General features: G+C 70.6%; 1 protein-coding gene. It reads left to right on the forward strand.

The window, feature by feature from the left end; genetic code table 11:
- Positions 1 to 54 precede the first annotated feature (54 nt).
- On the forward strand, positions 55 to 1,317 hold a 1,263-nt coding region (locus tag IH13_RS0105170; RefSeq protein ID WP_082317517.1), incomplete at its 3' end, for a hydroxymethylglutaryl-CoA reductase.

Raw genomic sequence — 1,317 nt, forward strand, 5'->3', positions numbered from 1 at the left:
TCCCTCGCGCCATCAGAGATGTGTATAAGAGACAGCAGAAAGGTGATGTGAGGTATGAGTGCCGGAGAGAGTTCTGATCCACCGCGGCCCCCGGGGCGTTACGTTCCCGCCCGGGGGGTCTACACGGAGGCGGCGCGGCTTCGACGGCTGGCCTGGTTCCGCTCCAGGACCCGGTCGGCACTGGACTCCTTGCAACACACACGGCTCGACGCCGGCAAGCTGACCGGCAACATCGAGGGCCTCGTCGGCGCCGTGGAGATCCCGGTCGGCGTGGCCGGGCCGCTGCTGTTCCACGGGACACACGTCCAGGGCGAGGTCTACGCCCCCATGGCCACCACGGAAGGCGCCCTGGTCTCGTCGGCGACACGGGGAGCCCTGGCGGTCACCATGGCGGGCGGCGTCGGTACGCACGCCGTCTCCCAGGGGATGACGCGTGCCCCGGTCTTCGCGTTCTCCCGGCTGTCCGACGCCGGCCGTTTCGCCTCGGCGGTCCCCCGGCACCTCGGAGACCTCCGTACGGCCGTCCGGGAGGTCTCCGGCCACGCGGATCTCGTCGCGATCGAGCCGGTGGTCATGGGCAGGACCGTCCACCTGAGGTTCAGGTACACCACCGGGGACGCGGCAGGCCAGAACATGACGACTGCCTGCACCTGGCACGCGTGTCAGTGGATCCTGCGGCAGCCGCACCTGGTCACGGAGGCGGAGCTCGAATCCTTCATCATCGAGGGGAACACCTCGGGCGACAAGAAGGCCTCGGCCCAGGCCCTGGCGGAGGGCCGCGGGATCAGAGTGGCCGCTGACTGCCTTCTGCCGGCCGGGGTGGTCGAACGGGTCCTCAGGACCACCCCTGAGGAACTGGTCAGGGGGTACCAGCACATCACGTCCGGAGCGGTCCACAGCGGAGTTCTGGGATCCGACGCGAACACCGCCAACATGGTGGCCGCGGTCTTCACGGCGACGGGCCAGGACATCGCCTGCGTCCACGAGTCGGGCGTGGGGCAGTTCATCCTCGAACGCACGCGGGACGGCGTCTACGCGAGTATGACCCTGCCGGGCCTGGCCCTCGGCACGGTCGGAGGGGGCACCCACCTGCCCGCGCAGCACGAACTCCTGGAGGCGATGGGGTGCACCGGCCGGGGAAGCGCCGCCCGCCTGGCGGAGATCATCGCGGGCTTCGCTCTGGCCCTGGACCTCTCGACCGTCTCCGCGGCCGTATCCGGGGACTTCGCCGCCGCCCACGAACGTCTCGGGCGTAACAGGCCGCACCACCGGGACGGCGTCGCCGCCCAGGACCCCGCGTCACCGGCGGCTGCCGTG

The sequence above is a fragment of the Streptomyces sp. NRRL WC-3549 genome (assembly GCF_000721935.1).
In the GTDB taxonomy this organism is placed as follows: Bacteria; Actinomycetota; Actinomycetes; order Streptomycetales; family Streptomycetaceae; genus Streptomyces.